Here is a 22,012-nt window from a genome sequence, read left to right on the forward strand (position 1 = left end):
AGCAAAATTTTGGCACATATTACTGATCGAAAAGCGAATAGACGATATTTCAGCCATCAATATCTCGGTTTTGCAGCATAGTTCACGCTGCGGACAGGATTTGTGCAGCGCTTACGGAGTCATCTGGCTGCCTGCGTCTGGCTGAAATGTTATGATGATAGGCATTCGTGGGTGAAACCTCCTGTTTCCCCCCAACTCTTTAAAGGCAAAGCATATGATTATCGTAACCGGTGGCGCTGGCATGATTGGCAGCAACATTGTTAAAGCGCTGAACGATCGCGGTCTGACCGACATTTTGGTGGTGGATAATCTGAAGGATGGCACCAAGTTCGTGAATCTGGCGGATCTCGACATCGCTGATTACATGGATAAAGAGGAATTCCTCAGCTACATCATGTCCGGCGAAGATCTCGGCCCCATCGAAGCCGTTTTCCACGAAGGTGCGTGTTCCGCGACCACCGAGTGGGATGGCAAGTACATGATGGATAACAACTATCAGTACTCGAAAGATCTGCTGCACTTCTGCCTCGAGCGTGAAATTCCGTTCCTGTACGCCTCTTCTGCGGCCACTTACGGCGGCCGCAACGAGAACTTCATCGAAGAGCGTCAATACGAGCAGCCGCTGAACGTATACGGCTACTCGAAAATGCTGTTCGATCACTATGTGCGCCAGATTCTGCCAGAAGCTGAATCGCCGGTGTGCGGCTTTCGTTACTTCAACGTGTATGGCCCGCGTGAAGGCCACAAAGGCGGCATGGCGAGCGTCGCGTTCCACCTCAACACGCAGATCAGCAACGGTGAAAATCCAAAACTGTTCGAAGGCAGCGACGATTTCCGCCGCGATTTCATCCATGTTGACGACGTGGTGGCGGTAAATCTGTGGTGCTGGGAAAACGGTGTTTCCGGTATCTACAACTGCGGTACCGGGCGCGCTGAATCTTTCCAGGAAGTGGCGGATGCGGTGCTGAACTTCCATCAGAAGGGCCAGATTGAATACATTCCGTTCCCGGACAAGCTGAAAGGCCGTTATCAGGCGTTTACCCAAGCCGACCTCACCAATCTGCGTGCAGCGGGTTACGACAAGCCGTTTAAAACCGTCGCGCAAGGCGTGGGCGAATATATGGCCTGGCTGAACCGTAACGCATAAGGAAATCGGCAGCAGCGATGAAAATTCTGGTTATTGGCCCATCATGGGTCGGCGATATGATGATGTCGCAAAGTCTCTATCGCACGCTCAAGGCTGAGCATCCTGAAGCGGTAATCGACGTGATGGCGCCGGCATGGTGCCGCCCATTGCTGTCGCGTATGCCGGAAGTGAATCAGGCGCTGGCGATGCCGCTCGGCCATGGCGCATTAGCGCTGGGCGAACGTCGTCGTTTGGGGAAAACCCTGCAGGCCAGCGGCTACGACCGCGCCTATGTACTGCCGAACTCCTTCAAATCTGCGCTGGTGCCGTTTTTCGCCGGGATCAAACGTCGCACTGGCTGGCGCGGCGAGATGCGCTATGGCGTGTTGAATGATGTGCGCGTGCTGGACAAAGCGGCCTTTCCGTTGATGGTTGAGCGCTATGTGGCGCTCGGCTATGACAAACCGGTTGCTTCCGCGCAGCAGCTGCCACAGCCATTGCTGTGGCCGCAATTGCGTGTTGATGACGATGAAAAGCAGATGACGGCGGCACAGTTTGCGCTGTCGGCCGATCGTCCGGTGATTGGCTTTTGCCCGGGCGCAGAGTTTGGCCCGGCGAAGCGCTGGCCGCACTACCATTATGCAGCGCTGGCAGAGCAACTGATTGGCGAAGGTTATCAGGTGGTGCTGTTCGGTTCGGCGAAAGATCGCGAAACCGGCGACACCATTGTGCAGACGCTGTCTGAAGTGGCGCGTGCGCACTGCAAAAATCTGGCAGGTGATACGCAGCTCGAGCAAGCGGTGATTCTGCTGGCGAACTGCGCGGCGGTAGTCAGTAACGATTCCGGCCTGATGCATATCGCTGCTGCATTGAATCGTCCGCTGGTGGCGCTGTATGGCCCAAGCAGCCCGGACTTCACGCCGCCGTTGTCCCAACATGCGCGCATTATTCGATTGATCACCGGCTATCACAAAGTCCGCAAAGGTGATGCCGAGCAAGGTTATCACCAGAGCCTGATCGATATTCAGCCAGCGCGCGTTCATCAGGAACTGAGCGCGCTGTTGCATCCGGTGCAGGAGTAAAGATGCACGTTTTAATTGTTAAAACTTCCTCAATGGGAGACGTGCTGCACACCTTACCGGCGCTGACAGATGCGATGCAGGCGATTCCTGGCATCAGGTTTGATTGGGTGGTTGAAGAGAACTTCGCTCAAATCCCAGCCTGGCATCCGGCGGTCGATAAAGTGCTGCCGGTGGCGATTCGCCGCTGGCGCAAGCACTGGTTCGGCAGCCAGCAGCGTGAAGAGCGTGTGCAATTTAAGCGTGAGCTGCAATCGCGTCAGTATGATGTGGTGCTGGATGCGCAAGGCCTGATCAAAAGCGCCGCGCTGGTTACGCGCCTGGCAAAAGGCGAGAAGCACGGTCAGGACAGCCGCAGTGCGCGTGAACCTTTCGCCAGTTGGTGGTATGACAAACGTCATGAAATCAACAAGCAACAGCATGCGGTGGAACGTACGCGCGAGCTGTTTGCCAAAAGCCTTGGCTATGAAAAGCCCACGACGCAGGGCGATTATGCGATTGCTGGCCATTTCCGTTCTACGCTGCCAGACAACGCTCAGCCTTATCTGGTGTTTCTGCATGCCACCACGCGTGATAACAAACACTGGCCGGAATCACACTGGCGTGAGCTGATTGAGTTAGTGCAGCCAACAGGTTTGCGTGTGAAGTTGCCGTGGGGCGCTGAGCATGAACACCAACGCGCACAACGTTTGGCCGAAGGCTTCGAGCATGTTGAGGTGTTGCCAAAGCTAACGCTGGAGCAGGTAGCGCAGCAGTTAGCCGGCGCGCGTGCGGTGGTGTCGGTGGATACCGGTTTGAGTCACCTTACGGCGGCGCTGGATCGTCCGAATATCACACTTTACGGTCCAACCGATCCGGGGTTGATTGGTGGTTATGGTAAGAATCAGTACGTGCTGCGCCCTGCGCAAGGACACAGCATGGCGGATATTCAAGCCACAGATGTTGCAACGATGATGAAAGAAATTGCGGTATAAATTTATACCGCTCCACTAGATAGCGCTGTTTCTCTTCTGCAGCGCATATTCCGTCAGCGTCATACCCTGAGTGCGTGATTGTAGCCAACTGAAAAGCTGCTCTAAATCATCATAAAGGCGCTCAATGTCAGCTTCATTTTTAAATGTGGGGCTGCCATCAGGCATGAATTCTGATGAATGCAGCATGAATTCGACGTAATCGTTTCCCTGGCTAAGTGTTTGCTCAACCACCTGCTTCATCTGCGCCACATTGCCCCCAACCGGACGCAGCCAGTTGACAGAGGGACCACGTTTCTTGCCGCGTACGTCATTCCACACTTTTTTCAGCTGATTAGTGAATGTGCCATAGCGGTATTGAATGCTCATCGGCAACTCTAACAACGGACTGTTACCTGCGCGGGAAATGTCATGAACATCAAGGTAATAAGCATGATCGGGGAAACGGCTGTAATCGGTGCCGCCTTTGCCTTGCGGCGCACCAGATGAATTACGCCAATCCACGCGCGGTGTGACGGAGCAATCAACCAGATAACCATTGTCAATCAATGCTCGGGCGTAAACTTCATCAAAAGCCCAGCGTCCGGCTCGATGGCTAGTCATCTTCTGCTGAAAAGCGCTTTCCAGCAAATCGGTCATGTATGCGACCTTGTCGCGCAAAATATTTTCAGGAAATTCAATCAAATAAGGCTGATAGCGCCAGTCATCATCGGTCAACGCGTATTCCGGCGGGCTATACCATGCATGAAGATGCATGCCGATTTCACCTTGCCCGCGCGCCAGTAGATCGCGACCAAATTCAACATAAGCCGCATCGCTCGCCATTTCGTAATTGGTTAGCCAGGTAGGTTTAAACCCGTATTTCTCACATAAAGCCTGAAAGCGCGGCAGGAACTGAACATTTCGCGTGGTAACCTTGCCGCTGCGATTGCGCCAAAGATTATCCCCTTCAGTATCGAGAGTAATTAAAAACGCAGGCTTATCCATAACTTATCCGGTAAAATGAGCACTTTCTCATCGCTATGGTACGCAAGCCCTTGAGTGAGGGCAAACATTTCATCTGGCGTGTTCCCACAGATGTTGTTAGCAGTATAAGTGTGGTTAAACTAGAGTAAATTAGACTGCACATCGACGCGCATACGCAGAATGTTCATCTTAAGAGCAATAAGCAATATCTGAAGCCAAACATACCTAATAAATTGATTTATCTTATATTCAGTCCTGTTTTATCAGGGGATGATAGCTGCATTGTCATACAAAACAGGCTGGCGATTAGGAGCAAAAGAATTTGTCGAAGCGCATTCTGATGGTGATTGATGGCCTGCCGGGCGGCGGTGCCGAAAAAGTCGTGCTGACACTGGCTGAGGGTTTTATCAGTCAGGGACATCGTGTGTCGCTTTTCTCCTTGCGCAAAGTCTGCGAATACCCCATTCCTGCGGGCGTGGATTATCAGACCGTGATTGATAAAAGTTCACGTCCGTGGCGCAAACTGACTGAAACCCATCGTCGTGCGCATTTGTTAGATGAAGCCGTGCTTCAAAGCGAAGCGCTGCACGGAAAATTCGATTTGGTTTTATCTAATCTGCACAAAACCGATCGCATTGTTCGCTATGCACGTGCGCTGGATGCGAGTAAAACCTGGTATTGCCTGCACGGCGTTTTTTCAGCCTCCTATCTTGCTCGAAAATCAGGTTTCTCTTTATGGCTTAAGCGGCTGAAAATTCGTGATACTTACCACGGCAAGCAGCTTATCGGCGTCTCGCAATACGTCATTGATGATGTGATTCATAATATCGGCGTGAAGCCCAGCAAAGCGCAGGTCATCTTTAACCCATTTGATTTCGAACTTATTTCCCGACTGGCTGCAGAACCTTGCCCACTTGCAGGACGCAATTTCGTGCTGCACGTCGGACGCTTCCATGAAACTAAGCGTCACGATCGTTTGCTGGCCGCCTATGCTCAGAGTGGCATCACTGCTCCGCTGGTTTTATTGGGTCAGGGGAGCGAAAAAATCACGGAAAGATTACGCCAGCAAGCCACTGATTTAGGCATCGCAGAACGTGTGCGCTTTGAAGGTTTTCATAAAAATCCTTACCCGTGGATTCGCCACGCTCGGCTGTTAGTGGTGAGTTCAGACAGCGAAGGATTCGGCAATGTACTGGTTGAAGCCTTGAGCTGCGGCACATCCGTGGTAAGTACTCGCTGCCCCGGCGCGCCGTCGGCCATTATGACCGGCGACCTGGCGCGCGGTCTAGCGGATTTGAATGCTGATTCACTCGCGCAGAGAATGCGCGAGATTTATGCCGATCCGCCTGAGTTGCAAGATCTGGACTTAAGCATTTATAGTCTCAAGATTATTTGTCAGCAGTATTTGCAACTGGCAGAAATGGAAGTACCTCTATTTTCAGGCACTCAGCACGTTTCAGGTTAATAGGTCCCCATGTCGGTGTGGCCGTATCATGGGGATAGATCGTTGACGTATGTAATTCTCTTTTTACTTTTTTTACCGGTCAAATGGGTGATGAAAATCTTCCACAGCCGAACCGGTAAAAATCTGGTTATTCAAACAGCCAAGATCGGTGATTTCGTTAATATCACCCCGCTATTAACCCATCTGGGAAAAAGCGATGCGCTATTGAGCAATAGCGTTGCCGCTCTTGCCACGCGCGATAACACGCTGGAAAACATCTGGTATATCGAAGAGCATCGTTCAGGCTTAGTCAAAAAAATGAAGTTGGTGTGGCAGATACTCAACCGCTACGACAACATCTATCTATTGCATCCCACCAATCTCAATCTGTTTATTGCCGCTTGCTGTAATGCCAGCAACAAACAGTTTCTTTCAAGTTATCGCCGCAAAAGTTATCAGGGTTTGTTTTACCTCACTGCAAGCGGCGTGGTCGAACATGAAAAAAATACCCTGACGCTGGAAAATTACCTGAAACTCGCCGATCGCTCGTTCACTAAAGAGAGTTATCCTAAGCATGCCACACAACCACTTTGGCAACCCAACTCGCTGCCGGATGAAATATTCCAGCATGATGGCATTCGCATTGGCATCAGTATTACCGCAGGTAATCAGGCAAAAACGATCCCACCGATAATTTGGCAGCGACTTTTTAACCACTTGAGCGATCTGCCTTGCCAGTTTTATGCCTTTGGCGCACCGAATGAACAATCACGCTTGCAGGAGCTGTATAAAGTTGTCGGCGCGCGCGAGAACCTCATCAGCCTGGTTGGCAAGGTGCCATTAGAAGACGTGCCAGCGGCTATCGGTGAAATGGATTTCTATATCGCGTCAGATTCCGGCAATGTCTATATCGCCGATGCGCAGCAGGTGCCGATCATTTTGATTTATGGCCCATGTTGCGTTGAAGAGCAGCGCCCGCTGGGCGATGTGTTGTTGATTGGGCCAAATCATATTGCGCCCTCATCTTTTGTTTTCGACGCACAGTACAAATTTATGCATCCCGCTGAACAGCTGTTTGAACTTGATCAGCGGAAGCTAAACGATATTCATGATTTTATCAGCGCCAGGCAGCAGCAACGCCTAGCGCGACGGAAGAACAGTAAAACAGCATGACCATGCAGCCTGAAAGATCATCCCCGTTACTCAGCCTCATTATTCCCATGTTCAATGCGGGCAATGATTTTGCCGCCTGCATGCAGTCGTTGCTGGCGCAAACTCTTACCTCGCTGGAAATCATCATTGTCGATGATGGTTCCACCGACGGTTCGGGCGAACGTGCCGACGCCTACGCGCAGCAGCACCCACATGTGCGAGTGATCCACCAGGCCAACGGTGGCGTATCGCGCGCGCGCAATGCCGGCTTAGCGGTAGCGCGCGGTAAGTACGTTTCCTTTCCAGATGCCGACGACACCATGGATCCGGCAATGTATCAAACGCTGGTTGAGATAGCAGAACACGACAATCTCGATGCTGCGCAGTGCAACGCAGAATGGTATTTCAAAGCCAGCCAGCAAGTGAAGCCACTGATTCCTCTCGATCGCCTTACCAGCACCGAAGTGCTCGGCGGCCCTGAGTGGCTCAATAAAGCACTTAAAACGCATCGCTATATGCATGTGGTTTGGCTGGGCATTTACCGCCGTGACTTGATTGAACGGCTCAAACTTTACTTTGAACCTGGCCTGCATCATCAGGACATTCCATGGACGACTGAGTTCATGCTTAATGCCCAACGCGTTCGCTACACCGATCGGGTGCTTTACCGTTATTACATGCATGATGCCTCAATCAGTAATCGCAAACGCACCGGCCAGCGCAACGTCGAATATCAGCGTCATTACCTGAAAATTGCGCAATTATTGGAAGAGATCAACGCACGCTATCGCCACAAAGTGAACATCTATCCGGCGTTTCACTACCAGATCACGCACGAGGCGCTTAGCGTCTGCCACTGTATTCGACGCGAGCCGGAAGAGAGCGCGCGTCAGGCGATGATTGCCGATCTGTTTGCCACGCAAACCCATAAGCGCATGCTGCGTAATGCGCGCGGTATTCAGCAATGGTATCAACTGCTGCTGTGGCTGAGCCGGATATATCGCTGGCGCAAGAAATAAGCGCCGCGTCTGGCTTTCACGCCTTTGGGGTTTGCCCTACAATCAGCTGACTGAATTCTGAGATCATTTGAGTATGGCAAGCCCGATTCCAGACCACTATGCACCGAAAAATATTCTGCTGATCAAGCTGCGCCATCACGGCGATATGCTGCTGACCACGCCCGCGATTAACGCGCTTCGCCAGCGCTATCCGCAGGCCAACATTGACGTCCTGCTGTATAAAGAAACCCGTCCAATGCTGGAAGCGCATCCGGCCATTCGCCAGTTACACATCATCGATCGCAACTGGAAGAAGGAAGGCGGCTGGCGGAAATTCCGACATGAAATGGCGCTGCTTTCAGCGGTGCGTGCTTGCCATTATGACCTTGTGATTAACCTTGCCGATCAGTGGCGCAGTGCCATCATAACCGGTTTCTCTGGCGCGCCGGTGCGCATTGGGTTTGCCTTCCGCAAACGTGATAATGCCTTATGGCGCTGGATGCACAATCAGCTGGTCAGCACGGCTGATCATCATCAGCTGCATACGGTCGAACAGAATATGGCGGCGCTGAAGCCGCTGGGCATCAGTGCCGCTGGCGCAAAAGCCTCAATGCATTTCAGCGTAGCCGATCAACGGAAAGTGCAGGATGTGCTGGCGCAGCACGCGGTGAAAATGCCATTTGTGGTGGTGCAACCCACCTCACGCTGGCTGTTCAAATGCTGGGAAGATGAAAAAGTCGCACAGCTGATCGATGCGCTGGTCGCCGAAGGCCGCACCGTGGTGCTGACTGCGGCGCCGGACCAGAAAGAAATGGCGATGATCGCCAATATACAGTCGCTGTGCCATAGCCATAACGTGGTGTCGCTGGCCGGTGAATTATCCTTGCCGCAGCTGGCGGCGCTGATCGATGCGGCGCAGCTGTTTATCGGTGTGGACTCTGCGCCGATGCATATGGCCGCCGCGCTGGAAACGCCTTGTTTGGCGCTGTTTGGCCCCACCAAGCTGCAACACTGGCGTCCATGGGGCGATCACAACCGCATGATTTGGGCCGGCGATTATGGTCCGCTGCCCTCGCCAGACGCCATCGATACCAACACGCAACAGCGCTATCTTTCTGCCATTCCCGTTGAGGATGTGGTGGCTGCCGCCCGGAGTTTTTTGCATGAGTAAGTTACGCCTGGCGATCGTCCGGCAGAAATACCGCCCAGACGGCGGCGCAGAACGTTTTATCTCGCGTGCGCTGGAAGCGCTGGATAGCGAGCAGCTCGATCTCAATATCATCACCCGCAGCTGGCAGGGCACGCCGAATCCAGCCTGGCATCTGCACATTTGTAATCCGGCGAAATTTGGTCGCATCTCGCGCGAGCGCGGTTTTGCGCGTGCCGCACGTGAATGTTGGGAACGCGAGAAGTTCGATATTGTGCAGAGCCACGAACGCATCGCCGGTTGCGATATCTTTCGTGCCGGTGATGGCGTGCATCGCGTTTGGCTGGAGCAGCGCGCGCGCATCGTGTCGCCGTGGCAGCGCTTAAGTGCCCGCCTCAGCCCTTATCATCGTTATGTGTTGCAGGCGGAAGCCGACATGTTCAACGCGCCGTCATTGCAAGCAGTGATCTGTAATTCAGAGATGGTGAAGCAGGATATTTTGCGGCACTTCACGCTTGATGCCAGCAAGATCCATGTGATTCATAACGCTATTGATAGCCAACGCTTCCAGCCAGCCAGCGAAGCACTGCGCCATGCGGCACGCCAGCAGCTCAAACTGCCGCAAGATGCCACGGTAATGATTTACGTAGGCTCGGGCTTTGAGCGCAAAGGATTGAAGGCGGCGATTGAAGCGGTGGCGAAAAGCGATCGTTATCTGGTGGTGGTCGGCCAGGATAAGCAGTTGTCGCGCTATCAGCAGCTGGCAAACCAGCTCAATTGCCTCGACCGCTTACGCTTTGTTGGCGTACAGCAGGACGTGCAACCGTTCTACCATGCAGCCGATGCGCTGCTGCTGCCCACGCTTTATGATCCCTTCCCGAATGTGGTGCTGGAAGCGATGGCCTGCGGTCTGGCAGTGATCACCAGCACCGGCTGCGGCGGCGCGGAGTTTATCACTGCGGGCCAGGAAGGTTTTGTCTGCGATGCATTAGATATCAACGCGTTAAACGAAGCCGTAAAAGCAACACCGGCGCTTTCACACAATTCTGCCATGGGCGAAGCCGCACGTCGCAGAATTGAACCTTATGGCCCGCAGCGGCTGGCGCAAGCGCTGACCTCGCTGTATCAGCAAGTGCTGCAGACCCGCTGACGAAGGGGTATGAGCAGGCGGTTAATTTCTGATAACATGCCGCCTTTCCTCTGTTTTTTGACGCGATTCTGTCGTAACGGTAACTATGACGACTCTATACACAGCCTTGCTCTATCTGATTCAGCCACTCATCTGGCTGCGCCTGTGGCTGCGCGGTCGAAAAGCACCGGCCTATCGTAAACGTTGGGCAGAACGCTACGGCTATTGCACTGGAAAAGTGCTGCCGCATGGCATTGTGTTGCACTCGGTTTCCGTCGGCGAGACGCTGGCGGCGGTGCCGCTGGTGCGCGCGCTGCGTCACCGCTATCCGACGCTACCGATCACCGTCACCACCATGACGCCGACCGGCTCCGAACGTGCGCAGTCAGCGTTTGGCAAAGATGTGCACCACGTTTACCTGCCGTACGATCTGCCAGGTTCCATCAACCGTTTCCTTGATACCGTCGATCCACGCCTGGTAATCATCATGGAAACCGAGCTGTGGCCAAACATCATTCGTATTCTTCATCAGCGGAAGATTCCGCTGGTGATTGCCAACGCGCGCCTGTCTGAGCGCTCGGCCAAAGGCTACAAAAAGCTCGGCGGCTTTATGCGCGACTTGCTGCAACGTATCACGCTGATTGCCGCGCAAAACGCCGAAGATGGCGACCGTTTCCTCAGCCTTGGCCTGAAGCGTTCGCATCTCACCGTTACCGGCAGCCTCAAATTTGATATTTCCGTGACGCCAGAGCTGGCGGCAAAAGCGGTCACGCTGCGTCGTCAGTGGGCATCGCGTCGTCCGGTGTGGATCGCCACCAGCACCCACGAAGGCGAAGAAGCGATTGTGCTCGATGCGCATCGCCGCCTGCTGCAACAGTTCCCCAATCTGCTGCTGATTTTGGTGCCGCGCCATCCGGAACGTTTCAAAGATGCCTGCGACCTGACGCAAAAACGTGGCTTCAGCTTTACCTTACGCAGCAGCGGCGAAATTCCTTCAAGCTCCACGCAAGTGGTGATTGGCGACACCATGGGCGAGTTGATGATGCTGTACGGCATCGCCGATCTCGCCTTTGTGGGCGGTAGCCTGGTTGAGCGCGGCGGTCACAACCCGCTGGAACCGGCAGCACATGCCATTCCGGTGTTGATGGGCCCGCATATCTGGAACTTCAAAGATATCTGCGCCAAGCTGCAGCAAGCCGAAGGGCTGATTACCGTCACTGACGTGGTATCGCTGCAGAAAGAGGTCGCTAACCTGCTGCAGGATGACGATTATCGCCGCTATTACGGCCGCCATGCTGTGGACGTGCTGCATCAAAATCAGGGCGCATTACAGCGTCTGCTACAGTTACTCGAACCTCACTTACCACCGCGAGCTCACTAATTCATGTCGCAACGTCAACGTCTCTCCGTGGTGATGATCGCCAAAAACGAAGCTGAACTGCTGCCGGAGGCGCTGGCTTCTGTCAATTGGGCGGATGAGATTGTGGTGCTGGATTCCGGCAGCAGCGATAACACGGTGCAGATTGCTCGCGAACAGGGCGCGCAGGTGTTCCAGGCTGAAGGCTGGCAGGGATTCGGCAAGCAGCGCCAGCGCGCGCAGGCCCATGCGCGAGGCGAGATGATTTTGATGATCGATGCCGACGAGCGTGTGACGCCAGAACTGCGTCGCGCTATCGAGCAGGTTCTCGCGCAGCCCGCATCGGACAACGTTTACAGCCTTGGTCGCAGCAATCTTTTTCTCGGCCGCTTTATGCGCCACAGCGGCTGGTATCCCGACCGCGTCATGCGTCTTTATCCGCGCAAGCTCAATTACAACGACAATCTGGTACACGAATCACTGGAGACGCAAGGTGCGCCGGTAGTGAAGCTGGCGGGCGATCTGCAACATCTCACCTGCCGCGACCTGATTGCGTTTCAGCGTAAGCAGATGAACTATGCCGAAGCCTGGGCAAATGAGCGTTTCCAGCGCGGCAAACGCTGCGGCTTGTTCTCGATCTTTAGCCACACGCTCGGCGCGTTCGTTAAAACGCTACTGCTGCGCGCCGGTTTTCTTGATGGCAAACAGGGCTGGATCCTGGCGGTGGTTAACGCGCAATACACTTTCAACAAATACTCGGCGCTCTGGGCGCTGCATCACACCTCAACACAAGGTCGCGTATGAGTACCAAAGCGATTTATCCCGGCACCTTTGATCCCTTTACTTTGGGTCATCTGGATATTGTGACGCGAGCAGCGAAGATGTTTGACCGCATCGTCGTGGCGATTGCCGCCAGCCCGAGTAAAAAGCCGCTGTTCACTCTGGATGAGCGCGTAGATATGGCGCGTCAGGTGACGACACATCTGCCGAATGTCGAAGTGATTGGGTTTAGCGACCTGATGGCGAACTTTGCCCAAGCGCAGAATGCCAATGTGCTGGTGCGTGGATTGCGTGCGGTATCGGATTTCGAATATGAGCTGCAGCTGGCGCAGATGAATCGCCATCTGTTGCCCACGCTGGAAAGCGTGTTTCTGATGCCGTCAGAAGGTTTCTCGTTCGTCTCTTCTTCGCTGGTCAAAGAAGTGGCGCGCCACGCCGGTGACGTGCAGGCATTTCTGCCTGCCGTGGTGCACAAGGCGTTACTGGCGCGGCTGGCACAGCCTTAACTCAGTGCTGGCAGCGTGGACACCAGAAGGTGCTGCGCTGGCCATGCTTGCCGCTGACAATCGGCGTACCGCAGGCGCGACAAGGTTCACCGGTGCGACCGTAAACCTGCAGCTCTTGCGCAAAGTAGCCCGGCTTACCGTCAGTTTGCAGGAAATCACGCAGCGTGGTGCCGCCCTGCTCAATCGAGCGTAGCAACACCGCTTTGATGGTGTTAACCAGCAGTTCCGCCTCTTCCTGACTCAAACTCATCGCCGAACGATCGGGCAAGATCCCGGCGGTAAACAGCGATTCGCTGGCGTAGATGTTGCCGACGCCCACCACCACTTTGTTATCCATCAGCCACTGTTTAATCACGGTGCGTTTGCCGCGCGACTTTTCAAACAGATAAGCGCCATCAAATTCGTTGCTGAGCGGTTCCGGACCGAGATGCGCCAGCACGCTGCTGCCTGCAAGGTCACTGCTCCACAGCCAGGCGCCAAAGCGACGTGGATCGGTGTAGCGCAGCACTTTGCCGTTGCTCATCACCAAATCGACGTGGTCATGTTTAGCGGCCGGTTGTTCGCCGGGAAGCACACGCAGGCTGCCGGACATGCCGAGGTGAATGATAATCCAGCCATGCGGCAGTTCGAGCAGCAGATACTTAGCGCGACGCTGCACGCTCAATACGGGTTGATCGCTCAGCGCGTGGATTTCATGCGAGACCGGCCAGCGCAAACGTGGATTGCGCACCACTGCATGCAGAATCGTGGCACCCACCATATGGGGTTCGATACCGCGACGACTGGTTTCTACCTCAGGTAATTCAGGCATCTCATCTCCTAAACGAATCGCAGAAACAAAAAACCCGGCCGAAGCCGGGTTTTTCACAGAACACTAAAATTACTTAATTTTAGCTTCTTTGTAGATCACGTGCTGACGTACAACCGGATCGAACTTTTTCAGTTCTAATTTCTCTGGTTTAGTACGCTTGTTCTTCGTGGTGGTATAGAAGTGACCTGTACCAGCAGAGGAAACCAGCTTGATCTTCTCACGAATACCTTTAGCCATGATTCAGTTCCTTAGTACTTCTCACCACGGGCGCGGATTTCGGTCAGAACCGTATCGATGCCCTTTTTATCAATAACACGCATACCTTTAGCAGATACACGCAGAGTAACGAAGCGCTTTTCGCTCTCAACCCAGAAACGGTGAGAGTGCAGGTTCGGCAGGAAACGGCGTTTCGTCGCGTTCATTGCGTGGGAACGGTTGTTACCCGTTACCGGACGCTTTCCAGTTACCTGGCAGACTCGTGACATTTCTATTCTCCAAAAATCAAATCAGCTCGAGCTTTAAAAACTAGGTTTTGGCCGCCTCGTCAGGCCTGAGCCCGCCCAGGCGAGTTCCATGTGAACCCGCTAAGCTGGCCCAAACGCCAAACCCGAGATTCTCAAAGGTGGCGTAGTATACGCCGCTCAGCCCAAGTGCTCAAGTCCCGAACAGATAAAGATCCCTCTGGATCGCGCAAAAATGCCCTATTTCTGTTCAGTTGAATCGATGAATTACAACCAACCGCGCTCGGCGAAAGAGGTAAACTCGCCGTGACCGATCACCAAATGATCAAGTAAGCGGATATTGAGCAGCGCGCAGGCTTGTCCTACTTTTCCGGTAATTTCGCGATCGGCGCGGCTGGGTTCAGCGATGCCCGACGGGTGATTGTGCGCCAGAATCACCGCTGCCGCGTTGAGTTTCAGCGCTTCGCGCACGATTTCGCGCGGATGAACTTCCACGCTGGCAATCGTGCCGGAGAACATCTTTTGCGCCTGCAACACGCGGTGCTGGTTATCAAGGAACAGCGCCATAAACACTTCGCGCTCCTGATGCGCCAGCACGCTTTGCAGGTAATGGCGCGTCACCTGTGGATTCTCCATCACATTCTCACGCGCCAGCTGGCTGGCAAAAAACCGCCTTCCCAGTTCAGCTATGGCATACAGCTGCGTCATTTTGGCGCTGCCCACCCCTTTAATCTGCCCGAGCTCCTCTTTGCTGGCCGTCATAATGCGATAGAGCGAACCGAACTCGTTCAACATCTGATGTGCCAGCAGCAGCACGCTGGTGCCGCTAATACCGGTGCGCAAAAAAATCGCCAGCAGCTCAGCATCACTTAGCACTTCGGCGCCCATTAACATCAGTTTTTCCCGTGGTGCCAGTTCCGTCATGACCATCTTCTCCCTGCGTTGCGGCGATTCTGCGCGTCAGCCACATTCAGCGCCAGCACGCATTGAACGATTTCAGAGCCGGCTCGCAAAGGCCGCAGGCAGCGAAAAGGCGCGTTGCGGATTTTGTGATAAAGTTGCCTGCATCTGCCGCCCCTGACGCGGCAATCTGCTTTGAGGCGAACAACATGACGGGATTAGCCGGAAAGAAAATTCTGCTGGGTGTGAGCGGCGGCATCGCTGCGTATAAAGCGCCGGAGCTGGTGCGTCGGCTGCGCGATCGCGGTGCGGATGTGCGCGTAATGATGACCGAAGCGGCCAAAGCTTTTATTACCCCGCTGAGCCTGCAGGCGGTTTCCGGTTATCCGGTATTTGATGATTTGCTCGACCCGGCGGCGGAAGCGGCGATGGGCCATATTGAATTGGCAAAATGGGCCGATTTGATTGTGCTGGCGCCGGCAACCGCCGATCTGATTGCCCGCATGACGGCCGGTATGGCGAATGATTTGGTCACCACCGCGTGTCTGGCAAGCGCCGCGCCCGTTGCCATCGTCCCGGCCATGAATCAGCAGATGTACCGCGCGGCGATCACACAAGAGAACATGCAACGTCTGCATCAGCGCGGCGTGTTGATTTGGGGACCCGACAGCGGTAGCCAGGCGTGCGGCGATATGGGTCCGGGCCGCATGCTCGACCCGCTGGCAATTGTGGCGCACGCGCTGGAATGGGCTGCGCCCGTCAACGATCTGCAACATCTCAACATTATGATCACCGCCGGTCCAACACGTGAAGCGCTGGACCCGGTGCGTTATATCAGCAATCACAGCTCGGGTAAGATGGGCTTTGCGATTGCGGCTGCGGCAGCAAAACGCGGTGCAAAGGTGACGCTCGTTGCCGGTCCGGTGGCGCTGCCAACACCAGCTGGCGTGCAACGCTTGGACGTCGACAGCGCGCTGGAGATGGAAGCAGCGGTGATGGCGCAAATCCAGCAACAACATATTTTCATTGCCAGCGCAGCCGTGGCAGACTACCGGGCGGCTAACATTGCCGCAGAGAAAATCAAAAAACAGGGTGGCGACGATAGCGTCACGCTGCAGTTGGTGAAGAACCCCGATATTGTCGCAGGCGTGGCGGCGCTGCAGAAAAATCGCCCTTACGTTGTGGGATTTGCTGCCGAAACCCAGAATGTGGAAGAATACGCGCGGCAAAAACGGGTGCGAAAAAACCTGGATCTGATTTGTGCCAACGATGTGGCGCAGGCGGGTCAGGGCTTCAATAGCGACACCAATGCTCTTCACCTTTTTTGGCAGGAAGGAGAAAAAGTCTTACCGCTCAGTGATAAGACGCTCCTTGGCCAACAATTAATAGATGAGATTGTCAGCCGTTATGATGAAAAAAATCGACGTTAAAATTCTTGATGCACGTGTGGGCAACGAATTCCCGCTGCCGACTTATGCAACCTCTGGCTCCGCAGGTCTCGATTTACGCGCCTGCCTGGATGATGCACTGGAAATCGCACCAGGCATGACCACGCTGGTTCCCACCGGCCTGGCGATCCACATTGGCGATCCAGGTCTGGCAGCCGTGATTCTGCCGCGCTCCGGTCTTGGCCATAAACATGGCATCGTGCTGGGCAACCTGGTCGGCTTAATCGATTCCGATTATCAGGGCCAACTGATGGTTTCCGTCTGGAACCGTGGTCAGGATAGCTTCACGCTGCAGCCAGGCGACCGTTTGGCACAGCTGGTCTTCGTGCCGGTCGTGCAGGCCGAATTTAACCTGGTGGAAGATTTTGACACCAGCGATCGCGGCGCAGGCGGCTTCGGTCACTCAGGCCGTCAGTAACACGCGACACTTTTCGCTTAGCCATCTTTTTATTTCTTGTCGCCACAGGCCGCTATGTCTGTGGCAGATGAGGCAGTATTGCCTGTTTTTGGTGAATTTCAGGGGTGTTGAAGGTCATGGCAGAAAAAAAAGTCGCGAAACGGAATCGTCGCGAAGAGATTTTGCAGGCGCTGGCACAAATGCTGGAGTCGGGCGATGGCAGTCAGCGCATCACCACTGCGAAGCTGGCCGCCAATGTCGGCGTATCGGAAGCGGCGCTCTATCGCCACTTTCCCAGCAAAACGCGTATGTTTGACAGCCTTATCGAGTTTATTGAAGACAGTCTGATTACCCGCATCAATCTGATCCTTAAAGATGAAAAAGAGACGCTGACGCGACTGCGTTTAATCGTGCAGCTGATTCTGGGATTTGGTGAGCGTAATCCGGGGCTGACGCGTATTTTGACCGGCCACGCGCTGATGTTTGAACAGGATCGCCTGCAAGGGCGTATCAACCAGCTGTTCGAACGGATTGAAGTACAGCTGCGTCAGGTGATGCGCGAGAAGAAAATGCGTGATGGTGAAGGTTTCCAGAACGACGAAACGCTGCTGGCGAGCCAGTTGCTGGCGTTTTGTGAAGGGCTGTTGTCGCGCTATGTGCGCTCGGAGTTTCGTTTTCGTCCGACCGCAGATTTCGATAGCCGCTGGCCGCTGATGGCTGCGCAGTTGGTTTAAAAGACCAGGTCGGCATTTATGCCGACCTCATTACCGAATAATTAAATCCCATACTCTTTGCGATACGCGCGCACTTTCGCCAGATGATCAGCCATCTCCGGTTTCTCTTCCAGATAATCAATCAGCTCAGCCAGCGTAATGATTGCGGTGACTTTGCATTTATAGTCGCGTTCCACTTCCTGAATCGCCGAAATATCGCTGCGGCCGCGTTCCTGACGATCCAGCGAAATCAACACGCCCGCTAACGTCGCGTTATGCGCACTGATGATATCCATTGATTCACGAATCGCGGTGCCGGCGGTGATCACATCATCCACCAGCATCACTTTGCCTTGCAGCGGGCTGCCGACCAGCAAACCGCCTTCGCCGTGATCTTTGGCTTCTTTGCGGTTAAAGCAGTAAGGCACATCACGCTCATGATGATCGGCCAGCGCTACCGCAGTAGTGGTAGCAATCGGGATGCCTTTATACGCCGGGCCAAACAACAGGTCGAAATCAACACCGCCGTCGACCAACGCCTGTGCGTAAAAGCGGCCTAACAGCGCTAAATCGCGACCAGTATTAAACAGACCGGCATTGAAGAAATAGGGGCTTTTACGTCCCGATTTCAGGGTGAACTCACCAAACTTCAGCACCCCTTTGTTCAGGGCGAATTCAATAAACTGACGCTGCCAGGCTTTCATTTCTCACTCCTCAAATAAAGAAAAGGCGACTCTATGGTCGCCTGTTACATCAATTAGTTAGCGCCGCTTTCTGCGCCTGAATCAACTGCTCAATGCCGCCTCGCGCCAGCGCCAGCAGCTGCAGTAACTCGTCGTGGCTGAAGGGTTCACCTTCTGCGGTGCCTTGCACTTCAATCATGCGACCGTCTTCGGTCATCACCACGTTCATGTCAGTTTCTGCGGCGGAATCTTCCACATATTCCAGATCGCATAACGCTTCACCGCCGACGATGCCCACAGAAATCGCCGCCACCATGCCTTTCAGCGGGCTGGCTTTCAGCTTGCCAGCAGCCACCAGCGCATTCAACGCATCGGCCAGCGCCACGCAGGCACCGGTAATGGATGCGGTACGCGTGCCGCCATCGGCCTGAATCACGTCGCAATCCAGCGTGATGGTGAATTCACCCAGCGCTTCCAAATCCACTGCCGCGCGCAGTGAACGGGCGATCAGACGCTGAATCTCCAGCGTACGGCCGCCCTGTTTGCCTTTGGCCGCTTCACGCGCCATGCGGCTGTGGGTAGAACGCGGCAACATGCCATATTCTGCGGTAATCCAGCCTTGACCTTTGCCTTTGAGGAAACGCGGCACGCTCTCTTCGACGGTTGCGGTGCACAGCACTTTGGTTTCGCCGAACTCAACGAGCACAGAACCTTCTGCATGTTTGGTGTAGTGACGAGTGAGTGTGACGGGACGTGTTTCAGATGCACTACGGCCTGCTGGACGCATGGTTTCTCTCCGGCTTGCTTAGGTTTGGCTGCGCATTATACGGACTTCGGCTGCGGCTGTCCTGCCCGCGATCGCCACAATCCTGGATGAAATTCTGTGGTGGCTGTGGCTAAATGCGCGTTTCCTCCCTAAAAAAGATAAATGATGATCGCGATACTCCATTTCCTGCTGGCGCTGGTGGTGATCTTTGCCCTTGCGCTGTTGGTCAGCCACGACCGCAAACGCATTCGTCTCCGCTTTATTATTCAGCTGCTGATTGTTGAAGCCGCGCTGGGCTGGTTCTTCCTGCACTCGGCGGGCGGCCAATCGGTGGTCTCTGCGGTGGGCGGCTTCTTTGAGACCTTATTAACCTACGCCGCGCAAGGGACCAACTTTGTCTTCGGTAATATGGCGGATCAGGGATTAGCCTTTATTTTCCTCGGCGTGCTCTGCCCGATTGTGTTTATTTCCGCACTGATCGGCATTTTGCAGCACTGGCGCATTCTGCCGCTGCTGATTCGCGCGGTTGGCACTCTGTTGTCGAAAGTGAATGGCATGGGCAAGCTGGAGTCGTTTAACGCTGTCAGCACCTTGATTCTCGGCCAATCGGAGAACTTCATCGCTTATAAAGGCATTCTCGCCGATATCTCTGCGCCGCGTATGTACACCATGGCGGCGACGGCGATGTCGACGGTTTCGCTGTCGATTGTTGGCGCATATATGTCGATGATTGATGCCAAATATGTGGTTGCGGCGCTGCTGCTCAATATGTTCAGCACCTTTATTATCCTCTCGATCATCAATCCAACCCGCCCGGAAAACGAAGAGCAGATTGCGCTGGATAAGCTGCACGAAGATCAGAGCTTTTTTGAGATGCTGGGCGAATATATTCTCGCCGGTTTTAAAGTGGCGATGATCATCATGGCGATGCTAATTGGTTTTATCGCGCTGATCGCGGCGATCAATGCGCTGTTCGCGGCGCTATTTGGCTACAGCTTCCAGCAGCTGCTCGGCTACGTTTTCTATCCATTTGCGTGGCTGGTAGGCATTCCGTCCACTGATGCCTTGCAGGCAGCGAGTATTATGGCCACCAAACTGGTGGCAAATGAATTTGTCGCGATGATCGAGCTGAAGAAAGTGGCGGCTGAGATGACGCCGCGCGGACTGGGGATTCTGTCGGTGTTCCTGGTTTCGTTCGCTAACTTCGCCTCGATCGGCATCGTTGCCGGTGCGATTAAAGGCCTGAACGAGAAACAGGGCAATGTGGTTTCACGCTTTGGCTGGAAGCTGGTGTATGGCTCCACGCTGGTGAGTTTGCTCTCGGCCGCGTTCGCCGGACTGTTTATCTGATAACACATGGCGGCTGCATGGCCGCCATTTTTTAAAACGCCACGCACACCAGTGAATCAACCCGCATCACCGATTCCTGCTCAAAGCGCTTTTTATACACGTCACGCAGCTTATTGATGCTCTCAGAACTCGCCACATCCGGATTGTGAATCAGCATCAGCGCTTTGCTGTTTTCCCGCGCCAGCTTGCCGTTCTCGCCCAGCCACTGCCCTTTTGCGTCATATACCGATAAACCGTCTTTGAAACGCGGCGTCACATCGTTATCAACAAACTGCTGCCATTCGCTGCTGCTGACAATGCCACCTTTCGGTTTGTTCATGCCAAACCACAGCGTGGTTTGCATCATCACGTCACCCGAACCGCATACCGCGACCGGCGTAGTGTTGGGCGGAATCTGTTGCGTTGTGGTCGACGGTGCCTGACAGCCCGCGAGCAGTAAGGTTAATAAAGCAGGAAGAGCCAGAGAGCGGAACATCACTTCATCCTTTTAAGCGAACCAGCGCTAAGCATAAGTGTCTGTCAGCAAAAGGGGTAATTTTTTGTTATTCAAGCTTAAGTGCGCTTATGCCTGTTAGCGTCGAGGCTGCCTCGCTATACTTCACCCAACATTTCTGAAAAAGAGAAGACGACTATGATCCGCAGTATGACCGCTTACGCCCGCCGCGAAGCCAAAGGCCACTGGGGCAGCGCCGCCTGGGAAATCCGTTCGGTTAACCAGCGCTATCTGGAAACCTATATCCGTCTGCCGGAGCAATTTCGTGGTCTGGAGCCAGTAATCCGCGAGCGCATCCGCAATCGTCTGACGCGCGGTAAAATCGAGTGCAACCTGCGTTATGACGCCGATGCCAGCGCGCAAGGCGAACTGCAGCTGAATGAATCGCTGGCCAAGCAGCTGGTGCAGGCCGCCAACTGGGTGAAGATGCAGAGTGATGAAGGCGCGATTAATCCGCTGGATATTCTGCGCTGGCCGGGCGTAATGTCCGCGCAAGAACAGGATCTCGACGCTATTAATGCTGAGCTGCTGGTGGCGCTGGATGGCGCATTGGATGACTTTATCGAAGCGCGTGAAAGCGAAGGTACCGCGCTGAAAGCGATGATTGAACAGCGTCTGGAAGGCGTATCGCACCAGGTCAGCAAAGTGCGCGCGCAGATGCCAGAAGTGATCAAATGGCAGCGCGAGCGTCTGGTGACCAAGCTGGAAGAAGCCGAAGTGCAGCTGGAAAATAATCGCCTCGAGCAGGAACTGGTAATGATGGCGCAGCGCACCGATGTTTCGGAAGAGCTGGATCGTCTGGATGCGCACGTCAAAGAGACCTACAACATCCTGAAAAAGAAAGAAGCCGTTGGCCGCCGCCTCGACTTTATGATGCAGGAGTTCAACCGCGAGTCGAACACGCTGGCTTCGAAATCGATTAACGCTGAGATCACCACATCAGCGATTGAGCTGAAAGTGCTGATTGAGCAGATGCGTGAGCAGATTCAGAACATCGAATAGTTAGCTTCCACAAAGCCCGCATTGCCGCGGGCTTTGCTACTTCATCGATTGATAGCAGAATCGCTCTGGTAGAGAATCATCCACACCCGGATAGCGTATGTTTTCCGCCGCTAGCGTTAGTGAATTGTCAGCAATGATAAAAAAACATTTCTAAAGTGATGTTAAGCGAGCGAAAATAGGCAGCAAACCAAAATACCCCCTGTAATTAACCCTCTGTAAGTAAACAATAAAATCATTTTGATCGCCATTAACCTGCTAATAGTCGCCTCATCAATGATTTCCTTTAATCTTAAAGATTGTGGAGATCGCGTTTCTTTGACGGCACTATTTGTT

At 54.1% G+C, this 22,012-nt stretch carries 24 protein-coding genes; 16 read left to right on the plus strand and 8 right to left on the minus strand.

What is annotated here, in order from left to right:
* The first annotated feature begins 214 nt into the window (after window positions 1-214).
* From rfaD to rfaC, 3 genes are read left to right on the plus strand one after another with little or no spacing between them, the layout of a single operon-like run.
* The gene (gene rfaD, locus NQH49_RS19000) at window positions 215-1,147 is read left to right on the plus strand and encodes an ADP-glyceromanno-heptose 6-epimerase (protein ID WP_008109718.1); all 933 of its coding nucleotides are present in this window, start codon (window positions 215-217) and stop codon (window positions 1,145-1,147) included.
* A gap of 17 nt (window positions 1,148-1,164) precedes the next feature.
* On the plus strand, window positions 1,165-2,208 hold the full coding sequence (rfaF, locus tag NQH49_RS19005) for an ADP-heptose--LPS heptosyltransferase RfaF (protein WP_256697830.1): 1,044 nt from the start codon (window positions 1,165-1,167) through the stop codon (window positions 2,206-2,208).
* A 2-nt stretch (window positions 2,209-2,210) separates the two neighbouring features.
* Window positions 2,211-3,179: a lipopolysaccharide heptosyltransferase RfaC gene (gene rfaC / locus NQH49_RS19010; protein ID WP_256697831.1), complete on the plus strand. Its 969-nt coding sequence runs from the start codon at window positions 2,211-2,213 to the stop codon at window positions 3,177-3,179.
* A gap of 15 nt (window positions 3,180-3,194) precedes the next feature.
* Here the strand turns inward: rfaC and NQH49_RS19015 are convergent, their stop codons facing one another.
* Window positions 3,195-4,163: a polysaccharide deacetylase family protein gene (locus NQH49_RS19015; protein WP_256697832.1), complete on the minus strand. Its 969-nt coding sequence runs from the start codon at window positions 4,161-4,163 to the stop codon at window positions 3,195-3,197.
* 319 nt (window positions 4,164-4,482) lie between these two features.
* Between NQH49_RS19015 and NQH49_RS19020 the strand changes: the two genes are divergently transcribed.
* The 8 genes from NQH49_RS19020 to coaD all read left to right on the plus strand — a co-directional run bounded on the left by NQH49_RS19020 (window position 4,483) and on the right by coaD (window position 12,655).
* Window positions 4,483-5,607: a glycosyltransferase gene (locus NQH49_RS19020; RefSeq protein ID WP_256698462.1), complete on the plus strand. Its 1,125-nt coding sequence runs from the start codon at window positions 4,483-4,485 to the stop codon at window positions 5,605-5,607.
* Window positions 5,608-5,649: 42 nt separating this feature from the next.
* Window positions 5,650-6,759 (plus strand): glycosyltransferase family 9 protein, encoded by a 1,110-nt coding sequence (locus NQH49_RS19025; protein ID WP_256697833.1) that lies wholly within the window; start codon window positions 5,650-5,652, stop codon window positions 6,757-6,759.
* Entirely contained in the window at window positions 6,756-7,757 is a 1,002-nt protein-coding gene (locus tag NQH49_RS19030; RefSeq protein ID WP_256697834.1) for a glycosyltransferase, read from the plus strand. Before NQH49_RS19025 ends, NQH49_RS19030 begins: the two co-directional genes overlap by 4 nt.
* Window positions 7,758-7,830: 73 nt before the next feature.
* Window positions 7,831-8,907: a putative lipopolysaccharide heptosyltransferase III gene (gene rfaQ / locus NQH49_RS19035; RefSeq protein ID WP_256697835.1), complete on the plus strand. Its 1,077-nt coding sequence runs from the start codon at window positions 7,831-7,833 to the stop codon at window positions 8,905-8,907.
* Window positions 8,900-10,033 carry a glycosyltransferase family 4 protein gene (locus NQH49_RS19040; protein ID WP_256697836.1) on the plus strand — a complete coding sequence of 378 codons (1,134 nt, stop codon included), beginning with the start codon at window positions 8,900-8,902 and terminating at the stop codon, window positions 10,031-10,033. The genes rfaQ and NQH49_RS19040 overlap by 8 nt, the downstream gene beginning before the upstream one ends.
* Window positions 10,034-10,118: 85 nt before the next feature.
* Complete coding sequence (waaA, locus tag NQH49_RS19045; protein WP_256697838.1) at window positions 10,119-11,393, plus strand: lipid IV(A) 3-deoxy-D-manno-octulosonic acid transferase; 1,275 nt, start codon at window positions 10,119-10,121, stop codon at window positions 11,391-11,393.
* A 3-nt stretch (window positions 11,394-11,396) separates the two neighbouring features.
* Window positions 11,397-12,173 carry a glycosyltransferase family 2 protein gene (locus NQH49_RS19050; RefSeq protein WP_256697840.1) on the plus strand — a complete coding sequence of 259 codons (777 nt, stop codon included), beginning with the start codon at window positions 11,397-11,399 and terminating at the stop codon, window positions 12,171-12,173.
* Entirely contained in the window at window positions 12,170-12,655 is a 486-nt protein-coding gene (gene coaD, locus NQH49_RS19055; RefSeq protein ID WP_256697841.1) for a pantetheine-phosphate adenylyltransferase, read from the plus strand. The genes NQH49_RS19050 and coaD overlap by 4 nt, the downstream gene beginning before the upstream one ends.
* Before the next feature lies 1 nt (window position 12,656).
* Here coaD and mutM read toward each other — a convergent pair whose 3' ends face one another.
* From mutM to radC, 4 genes are all read right to left on the minus strand, one after another.
* Window positions 12,657-13,466 (minus strand): bifunctional DNA-formamidopyrimidine glycosylase/DNA-(apurinic or apyrimidinic site) lyase, encoded by an 810-nt coding sequence (gene mutM, locus NQH49_RS19060; RefSeq protein ID WP_256697843.1) that lies wholly within the window; start codon window positions 13,464-13,466, stop codon window positions 12,657-12,659.
* Between the two features lie 69 nt (window positions 13,467-13,535).
* The gene (gene rpmG, locus NQH49_RS19065; RefSeq protein WP_001051798.1) at window positions 13,536-13,703 is read right to left on the minus strand and encodes a 50S ribosomal protein L33; all 168 of its coding nucleotides are present in this window, start codon (window positions 13,701-13,703) and stop codon (window positions 13,536-13,538) included.
* A gap of 11 nt (window positions 13,704-13,714) precedes the next feature.
* Window positions 13,715-13,951: a 50S ribosomal protein L28 gene (rpmB, locus tag NQH49_RS19070; protein ID WP_007885297.1), complete on the minus strand. Its 237-nt coding sequence runs from the start codon at window positions 13,949-13,951 to the stop codon at window positions 13,715-13,717.
* Between the two features lie 243 nt (window positions 13,952-14,194).
* Window positions 14,195-14,851 (minus strand): RadC family protein, encoded by a 657-nt coding sequence (radC, locus tag NQH49_RS19075; RefSeq protein WP_256697844.1) that lies wholly within the window; start codon window positions 14,849-14,851, stop codon window positions 14,195-14,197.
* 185 nt (window positions 14,852-15,036) lie between these two features.
* On the opposite strand from radC, the gene coaBC reads away from it, so the two are divergent.
* The 3 genes from coaBC to slmA all read left to right on the plus strand — a co-directional run bounded on the left by coaBC (window position 15,037) and on the right by slmA (window position 17,406).
* Window positions 15,037-16,257 (plus strand): bifunctional phosphopantothenoylcysteine decarboxylase/phosphopantothenate--cysteine ligase CoaBC, encoded by a 1,221-nt coding sequence (gene coaBC, locus NQH49_RS19080; RefSeq protein WP_256697845.1) that lies wholly within the window; start codon window positions 15,037-15,039, stop codon window positions 16,255-16,257.
* A complete protein-coding gene (gene dut, locus NQH49_RS19085; protein WP_008109745.1) occupies window positions 16,235-16,693 on the plus strand; it encodes a dUTP diphosphatase in 459 nt (152 codons plus the stop codon). Before coaBC ends, dut begins: the two co-directional genes overlap by 23 nt.
* A gap of 116 nt (window positions 16,694-16,809) precedes the next feature.
* Window positions 16,810-17,406, plus strand: a complete 597-nt coding sequence (slmA, locus tag NQH49_RS19090; protein ID WP_007885293.1) for a nucleoid occlusion factor SlmA — start codon at window positions 16,810-16,812, stop codon at window positions 17,404-17,406.
* Window positions 17,407-17,447: 41 nt separating this feature from the next.
* Here slmA and pyrE read toward each other — a convergent pair whose 3' ends face one another.
* Window positions 17,448-18,089 (minus strand): orotate phosphoribosyltransferase, encoded by a 642-nt coding sequence (gene pyrE, locus NQH49_RS19095; RefSeq protein ID WP_008109749.1) that lies wholly within the window; start codon window positions 18,087-18,089, stop codon window positions 17,448-17,450.
* A 49-nt stretch (window positions 18,090-18,138) separates the two neighbouring features.
* Window positions 18,139-18,855 (minus strand): ribonuclease PH, encoded by a 717-nt coding sequence (gene rph, locus NQH49_RS19100; RefSeq protein ID WP_061720334.1) that lies wholly within the window; start codon window positions 18,853-18,855, stop codon window positions 18,139-18,141.
* Between the two features lie 144 nt (window positions 18,856-18,999).
* Between rph and NQH49_RS19105 the strand changes: the two genes are divergently transcribed.
* On the plus strand, window positions 19,000-20,184 hold the full coding sequence (locus NQH49_RS19105) for a NupC/NupG family nucleoside CNT transporter (RefSeq protein WP_256697846.1): 1,185 nt from the start codon (window positions 19,000-19,002) through the stop codon (window positions 20,182-20,184).
* A gap of 31 nt (window positions 20,185-20,215) precedes the next feature.
* Here NQH49_RS19105 and NQH49_RS19110 read toward each other — a convergent pair whose 3' ends face one another.
* Window positions 20,216-20,659: a DUF3574 domain-containing protein gene (locus NQH49_RS19110; protein ID WP_256697847.1), complete on the minus strand. Its 444-nt coding sequence runs from the start codon at window positions 20,657-20,659 to the stop codon at window positions 20,216-20,218.
* Between the two features lie 156 nt (window positions 20,660-20,815).
* On the opposite strand from NQH49_RS19110, the gene NQH49_RS19115 reads away from it, so the two are divergent.
* A complete protein-coding gene (locus NQH49_RS19115) occupies window positions 20,816-21,679 on the plus strand; it encodes a YicC/YloC family endoribonuclease (protein ID WP_256697848.1) in 864 nt (287 codons plus the stop codon).
* Window positions 21,680-22,012 lie beyond the last annotated feature (333 nt).

The sequence above is a fragment of the Pantoea trifolii genome, from assembly GCF_024506435.1.
Lineage (GTDB): Bacteria > Pseudomonadota > Gammaproteobacteria > Enterobacterales > Enterobacteriaceae > Pantoea > Pantoea trifolii.